Genomic DNA, 6,814 nt, shown 5'->3' on the forward strand with positions numbered 1-6,814 from the left:
CCGACTTCCGGCCACTCTGTTGTCTAGCTGAGTGGCTTTCGCTCGGGGCGACTGAGAAGAACATTAGCCCTTCTCGTTCAACCGGTCAAATCCGCGTTTCGCGGTTATTACCGGCGGTAAAACATTCACCCACGGCAATAGACAAAGCAAAGCATCACATGCCCGGCGAAGGGCATGAGCATGCACTGCTCAACGATTGCAGAAGATGAAGGCCATCAACCTCGAGACCGGCCGCTGACGCGTCCGTTGCTCCCGAAGCCCGCCACTCACACAAGGTGCCTGGCGGAAGGGCCTCGGAAAACATTACCAGCGTTCCGGCCCCCTCGAAACCTACGGCCGTGCGGTCACGGTCACAGTCTGATCACGAGAACGGCGGTTGCCAGGTCGCCCTCTGATCCAGGTGCAACACGGGGGCAGTGCTCGATCTTTTCCGCTGCAAACCGGAGCGGGCCCCGCGCCAAGGTGGGGTTGGTGCGACCGACTCCTTCCAGCCCCGACCGAAACGGCGCAGGAGAGCCCGCCGTCACCGATTCGAAGAGCCCGTCCACGCCCGAGCCGGATCCCACGCGTCCCGATCTCGGTTTGTTCCCTTCCGAATGGCCTTTATTCCAGCCAGTTTCGGGCTCGAAGCAAGCTCGAGCCGAGCACACTCGACGCCACGTCAACCGGCCGGTGCAGCCGGCCGGCCAGAGCCAACCGCCATCGAAGTCAGCGGATCTCCGGCAGTACCGCGATTACTTGGGTACGAGCACTCACCGCAGCACCCAGCAAATGTCAGGCCGAGAGGCTCACCCACGATGTGTACGTACGAGACATTCGGTACCAGGTGTCCTGGGTGTACACGTTCGAGGCATGGCTACGCCCGGCCCGAATAGCGGGATCGGCCGACCACATCGGTGCGGCACCCCAGAACTGGATGCAGCGAAATCGGACAGGGCGCCGGAGTTGCCCTGGCGCCAACCTGGATACCTGCGTGATCAAGGTCGGCGGCCACGTACAGCTGACCTGACTCACACCCGGGCTCTATGAACCGTTCTCCCCTCCACTGCACCCTCGCGCCAGAGCCGTAGATCAGATCGCTATGGCGATCAGAGTCGTCACAATGGAGCTTTATGGATATCCTGGTCGCCGGAAGGTAGGTGGCTATGACCGGCTACAAGATCGACCGTCAGATCACGACGTTCGGTGAACACGTGCGCGGGTGGCGCATGGTCCTGGGCCTCACCGCCCAGCAGGTGGCCGAACGAGCGGACATCACCCGCGACACACTGCGCAAGATCGAGTCGGGCAACCCGAACGTCAGCTTCAGCAATGTCGCTCAGGTGCTGCGCGCCCTCGGTGTGCTTGATCAGAGCGTGGCCGCGATCGATCCGCTGAACAGCGACATCGGCAGGCTCCGGGCCGCCAGCCTGACCAGAAGGCGCGCCCGGTGAGCACCGTCGAGGTGCTCGTCGAGGAGGCCGGCCGCACTCGTCTGGTCGGTCAGGTGCACTTCACCCGGGGGCGCGGCGCGATCTCCACGACTTTCCTCTATGACCCGGCCTACCTGGTCGACAGCGGGATGAACATCGATCCGGCATTGCTCCTGATGTCCGGTTCGCAGCATCAGACGGGCCTGCTCAGAGCCTTCGCCGACAGCGCGCCCGATCGGTGGGGGCGCAACCTCATCGAGAAGGCGGAACGGACGCACGCGCGCGAAGCTCGCAGAGCGCCCCGCAGGCTGGACGACCTGGACTTCCTTCTCGGCGTCAGCGACGACACCCGCCAAGGGGCTCTGCGTTTCCGGTTACCGGGCCACGACGAGTTCCTGGGTAAGCCGTCGAGGGTGCCGCGGCTCATTTCCTTGCCAGAACTACTCCGCGCCAGCGATGAGCTGGCCCTGGACGAGGATCCTGCCAAGGCCGTCAAGCAACTGCTGAACACCGGGACGACCGGGTTGGGTGGCGCTCGGCCGAAGGCTTCGGTGCGTCTGGACGACGGGGGTCTCGCGATCGCGAAGTTCCCGCATGCCAGTGATGGCTGGGATGTGATGGCCTGGGAAGCGACCACCCTTGATCTGCTGGAACAGGCCGGGATCCGGACACCGGAGCGTCGGCTCACCCGAGTCGGTGAAAGAAGTGTGCTGATCCTGAGGAGATTCGACCGATTGAGCGCAGGCGAGCGTCTCGGTTACATCAGTGCGATGACGGCAACCGGGTCCACCGACGGCGAGCAGCGCGACTACGCCGACATCGCTGAGGCGATGCGGGACATCTCCCGTTCTCCCCGGCGCGATCACCATGAGCTCTACGACCGGATCATCGCCAGCGTGGCACTGGGCAATACCGACGACCATCTGCGCAATCACGGATTCCTCGCTGATCACGGCGCCTGGACGCTCAGCCCGGCTTTCGACGTGAATCCCAACCCGGACGTCTCCCGGCAACGCTCCACCTCTATCGCCGGGGCCGATTCACAACCCGACGAGATCGAAGGCCTGCTGGCGCTGGCCGAGGACTGCAGTCTGGACTTGGCGGCGGCCCGGCAGCGGCTGAGTCACGTGGCAGCGGCTCTGGCGGATTGGCGGGAACAGGCCCGACGCAACAAGGTCGCCGAACGCGAGATCGCGATGATGGCGGAAGCGATCGAACCCCGGCTGGAAGCCGTCGTCACAGCGTCCAAGAATTGATCGTCGGCCCTAGTCAGGAGCGTGCCCGTGGCTGACAGTTCGAGCGACCCGACCGGCCCGGTGATCGACGTGCACCTGATCCTGCGGGATGAGGACAAGATCCTGCTGTCGCAGCGGGCCGGCTCGTACGGGTACGGGCAGTGGCACGCACCCTCGGGCAAGCTCGAGCCGGGGGAATCGCTGACGTTGGCCACTGCCCGTGAGGCCTACGAGGAGACCGGAGTCGTGGTTGATCCGGACCGGATCAGACTGGTGCATACGGTGCATCATCACCAGAGCGACGGAACCCGTGATCGGATCGGTTTCTTCTTCGAGGCCACCGAATGGGAAAACGAACCGGTGAATCGGGAACCGGACAAATGTCTTCAGTTGCGGTGGTTCGCGGTGCACAACCTGCCCGAGGACTTGATTCCGTACCCGGCGGCGGGATTACACGGATATCTCCGTGGCGAGGTCAGCTTGACCATGCACGGCTGGCCGGAACCCTGAAGAAGGGTCAAACGGCCTTAATAACGGGGATTTTCACGGTCTGATGCGGGCCCTGGGCGGGCCCTGGACTGGAGGAGACTTTTGTCGTTCCTGCCGCCCAGCCGTGGATACGGAGAACCGAGCCCCTCCGATGGCCAGTACGACCTCCAGCCCAGCCGTTCCAGCCACGCCCGATGCCCTGGTGCCTCGCGAGATTGCCCAGAAGGCAGTCAGCGTGGGCGTGGCCAAGGCCGGTGGGCACCCCTTGACCACCTTCGCACTGGCCGTTCTGGCTGGGGTGTTCGTGGCGCTCGGGGCCATGTTCGCCACGATCGCCATCTCGACCGCCCCGGAGTCGGTGGGTCTGCCGTACGGCTTGTCCAAATTGTTGATGGGGTGCGCGTTCTCGGTCGGGCTGATTCTGGTCGTGGTCGGCGGAGCCGAACTCTTCACCAGCAATGTGCTGCTGGTGATGGCCTGGGTGTCCGGGCGGATCGAGGGCGCGGCGATGGTGCGGAACTGGGTCATCGTCTACCTGGGCAATTTCGTGGGTGCTTTTCTCACGGCCGGACTCGTAGTGCTCTCGCAGCAGTACCGCTCGGCTGACGGCGGGGTCGGCTATGCCGCGCTGCACCTGGCTGACGGCAAGGGGGACCTTGGGTTCCTGCGGGCCGTGGTTCTGGGGGTGCTCTGCAACACCCTGGTCTGCCTGGCGGTCTGGCTCAGCTACTCGGCTCGCACCACGGCTGATCGGATCGTGGCGGTGGTGCCCCCGGTGGCTGCCTTCGTCGCGGCGGGGTTCGAGCACAGCGTGGCCAACATGTATTTTCTGCCCTTGGCCGCGATGATCAAAAACTCTGCCCCCGAATCGTTCTGGAGCTCGATCCACGCCGACGCAGGCGATTTCGCCCACGTCGGCTGGCAGCCCTTCATCGCCAATCTGCTGCCCGTGACCATCGGCAATCTGATCGGTGGCGCGCTGATCGTCGGGGGTCTGTACTGGCTGGCCTACCTACGGCCGCTCACCCCCGGCCGGCGAACAGGGCCCGTACCCCCGCGGACGCCCTGAACTCCCGCAGAGCCAATTCGGCATGCCCCACGGAGTACCCGTTACCCACCAGCATCGTGACATCCGCGGCCAGGGCCTCCGCTCCCAACGCCGCGGCGCTGAACGACGTGGCCATCGAGAAAAACACGACCGTGCCGCGCTCGGCCGTGGCCAGTACAGCCGCGTGCTCGCATCCAGGCGCGTCTACGCAGAGCACAGTGACGTCGGCTGGACCGCCTGCGGCACGGACTTTTTCGGCCAGGAGCACCGGGTTGCGGGCGTCGGCGACAATCACGGTGGTGGCCAATGGTTGGGGGTCCAGGCGCGAGGCGGCCAGTAGGGCCTGACGCTCCTCAGGGGAGCGGACTACACCGATCCGGTGGGCGGCGCCGGCGGAGCGGGCCGCGGCGAGGGAGAGGCTTCCGCTCTTGCCAGCTGCACCGATGACGCAAACCACCGAGCCGGGACGAGTGCTCTGGCCGGTTCTGCTGCCGGAGACCACAGTCAGATCCCCCTCGTCGGGCAGCGCTCTCCCCGGGTAGCCGATCGTCATACCCTTCGCCCCCACCTCACCCACCACCCGCGCGGTCAGGGACGGAGCTCCGCACACGTCGAAGACGGCCAGGGCCTGCTCGGCCGGCAGGTCTTCGGGGAGCACGGCCGCGATCGAGCGACCGAAGAGCACCGCCCGCCCGGAGCATGGCACCTGCTCAGACCGCCCGTCCCACTCCGACAGGTCGTCGAGTCGCAAGGGGGTAGCGGTCAGCGACACCAGAGTGGCTACCCGCTGCCCCTCCTTGAGACCCAGCGGCGAGGCCGGGCCCACCTCGAGCACGGTCCCGATCAGCATGCCGCCCGAACCCGTGACCGGATTGTGCATCTTTCCGCGCTCCTGGACGATCGCCCGCACCGCCGCGCGGATCGCCGCACCATCACCCTGATGCTCCTCGAACAGCTGACGGAAGCTCGCAGCATCGAGATTGAGCCGCTCGACCGCCAGCACCACCTCGTCCTCGCCCACCGGCGCAGCCGGATCCAGCCGCCAGGCCGCCTGCGGCAGCACCCCCTCCGGTTCCAGCACCCGATGCAGGCCCAACTCGCTCCACTGCTGCGTCATGCCGAAAATCCTCCTGTCAAACTCTCCAAGTTCCGTAAATCTTTGCTTACGATCGAGCTGTGACGGAACTCATGACGGCAAATCGCTCCATCCCCCGGATGGCCCAGCCTTACCAGTACCAGCGGCACGAGCTCGCCGAACCGGACTGGACGCGGTTTCCAGGGTGGCGCACCGTCACGTCTCAGGAGTGGTCGAGCGCCCAGTGGCAGCGGGCGCACTGCGTGAAGTCGCTGAAGCAGTTGCACGAAGTGCTCGGTGACCTGGCCCCGGCCGAGTTCTACGAAGATCTCGGCCGCGACCAGGAGCAGTTCGCGACGATGTCGATGCTGTTGCCGCCCCAGATGCTCAACACCATGCTGCCCCGCGAGTCGCGCTGGCACGCTTCGGCGATCGAGCACGACCCGGTGCGTAGGTACATGCTCCCGATGGCCAGGGACAGACATCCGATCTGGCCCAGTCATCCGATGGCGAGCCGGGATTCGCTGCATGAGCACGACATGTGGGTGGCCGAGGGGCTCACTCATCGCTACCCCACCAAAGTTCTGGCCGAGCTCGTCCCTACCTGCCCCCAGTACTGCGGGCACTGCACCCGGATGGACCTGGTGGGGACATCGACGCCCACCGTCACCAAGCTCCGGCTGGCCGGCAAGCCGGTCGATCGCTACGACGCGATGCTGGCCTACCTAAGCGAAAATCCTGGGGTACGTGACGTAGTCGTCTCGGGAGGCGACGTGGCGAACGTGCCCTGGCGGCAGTTGGAGTCGTTCCTGATGCGGCTCCTGGAGCTCGATTCGATCAGGGACGTCCGTCTGGCCACCAAGGCGCTCATGGGGCTTCCACAACACTGGTTACAAACGGACGTTCTGGCTGGCATCGAGCGAGTTGCTCAGAGGGCGCGGCACCAGGGGGTCAGCCTGGCCGTGCACACCCATGTGAATACGGTGAACTCGCTGACTCCGCTGGTGGCCAAGGCATCGAAGGCTCTGCTGGAAGCCGGGGTTCGGGATGTGCGCAACCAAGGCGTGCTGCTGCGTGGCGTGAATGACTCACCCGAGGCGCTGCTCGACCTGAGCTTCGGACTGCTCGACGAAGCCATGATCACGCCGTACTACTTCTACATGTGCGACATGATCCCGGCCTCGGAGCACTGGCGGGTTCCGCTGTCGAAGGCGCAGCAGCTGCAGCACGCGATCATGGGATACCTGCCCGGCTTCGCCACCGCGCGAATCGTCTGCGACGTGCCGTTCGTGGGCAAGCGCTGGGTGCACCAAGCCGAGTCCTACGACCAGGTCCGCGGCATCTCCACCTGGACGAAGAACTATCGCACCTCGATCGAGGCCACCGACGACGAGGCCTTCACCCGCGGCTACCCGTACTACGACCCGATCGACCAGTTACCCGAGGCCGGCCAGAATTGGTGGACTGCTACTGCCTAAAAGCCAATGGACGTTGTGGCTGGCAAAACGCAGAAGGGGCGGCCCGCGCCGTTCGAGTCCCTTGGAGAGACTCAGAA

Annotated in this window: 7 protein-coding genes; 6 read left to right on the top strand and 1 reads right to left on the bottom strand. The window is 65.2% G+C overall.

Annotated elements, in window-relative coordinates:
- From LR394_RS40760 to LR394_RS40780, 5 genes are all read left to right on the top strand, one after another.
- Positions 1 to 209: hypothetical protein (locus tag LR394_RS40760; protein ID WP_231450091.1), on the top strand; the 209-nt coding region annotated here is incomplete at its 5' end.
- 936 nt (positions 210 to 1,145) lie between these two features.
- Entirely contained in the window at positions 1,146 to 1,433 is a 288-nt protein-coding gene (locus LR394_RS40765) for a helix-turn-helix domain-containing protein (protein ID WP_231450092.1), read from the top strand.
- On the top strand, positions 1,430 to 2,668 hold the full coding sequence (locus LR394_RS40770; RefSeq protein WP_231450093.1) for a type II toxin-antitoxin system HipA family toxin: 1,239 nt from the start codon (positions 1,430 to 1,432) through the stop codon (positions 2,666 to 2,668). Before LR394_RS40765 ends, LR394_RS40770 begins: the two co-directional genes overlap by 4 nt.
- Before the next feature lie 27 nt (positions 2,669 to 2,695).
- A complete protein-coding gene (locus LR394_RS40775) occupies positions 2,696 to 3,157 on the top strand; it encodes an NUDIX hydrolase (RefSeq protein WP_231450094.1) in 462 nt (153 codons plus the stop codon).
- A gap of 130 nt (positions 3,158 to 3,287) precedes the next feature.
- Positions 3,288 to 4,205 carry a formate transporter FocA gene (locus LR394_RS40780; protein ID WP_231450095.1) on the top strand — a complete coding sequence of 306 codons (918 nt, stop codon included), beginning with the start codon at positions 3,288 to 3,290 and terminating at the stop codon, positions 4,203 to 4,205.
- Here LR394_RS40780 and kdd read toward each other — a convergent pair.
- Positions 4,159 to 5,301, bottom strand: a complete 1,143-nt coding sequence (kdd, locus tag LR394_RS40785; protein ID WP_231450096.1) for an L-erythro-3,5-diaminohexanoate dehydrogenase — start codon at positions 5,299 to 5,301, stop codon at positions 4,159 to 4,161. The two genes, LR394_RS40780 and kdd, sit on opposite strands and share 47 nt — an antisense overlap.
- Positions 5,302 to 5,372: 71 nt before the next feature.
- Here kdd and LR394_RS40790 point away from each other — a divergent pair, with 71 nt between their 5' ends.
- Positions 5,373 to 6,737: a KamA family radical SAM protein gene (locus LR394_RS40790; protein WP_407937221.1), complete on the top strand. Its 1,365-nt coding sequence runs from the start codon at positions 5,373 to 5,375 to the stop codon at positions 6,735 to 6,737.
- The last annotated feature ends 77 nt before the right edge of the window (positions 6,738 to 6,814 follow it).

Origin of the sequence: Kineosporia babensis, assembly GCF_021129305.1 — a bacterium.
Taxonomy (GTDB): domain Bacteria; phylum Actinomycetota; class Actinomycetes; order Actinomycetales; family Kineosporiaceae; genus Kineosporia; species Kineosporia babensis.

Excerpts from the sequence above, each read along its gene's own strand:
- LR394_RS40765 (WP_231450092.1), top strand. The coding sequence starts at position 1,146 with ATGACCGGCTACAAGATCGACCGTCAGATCACGACGTTCGGTGAACAC.
- LR394_RS40780 (WP_231450095.1), top strand. The coding sequence starts at position 3,288 with ATGGCCAGTACGACCTCCAGCCCAGCCGTTCCAGCCACGCCCGATGCC.
- kdd (WP_231450096.1), bottom strand. The coding sequence starts at position 5,301 with ATGACGCAGCAGTGGAGCGAGTTGGGCCTGCATCGGGTGCTGGAACCG.
- LR394_RS40790 (WP_407937221.1), top strand. The coding sequence starts at position 5,373 with ATGACGGCAAATCGCTCCATCCCCCGGATGGCCCAGCCTTACCAGTAC.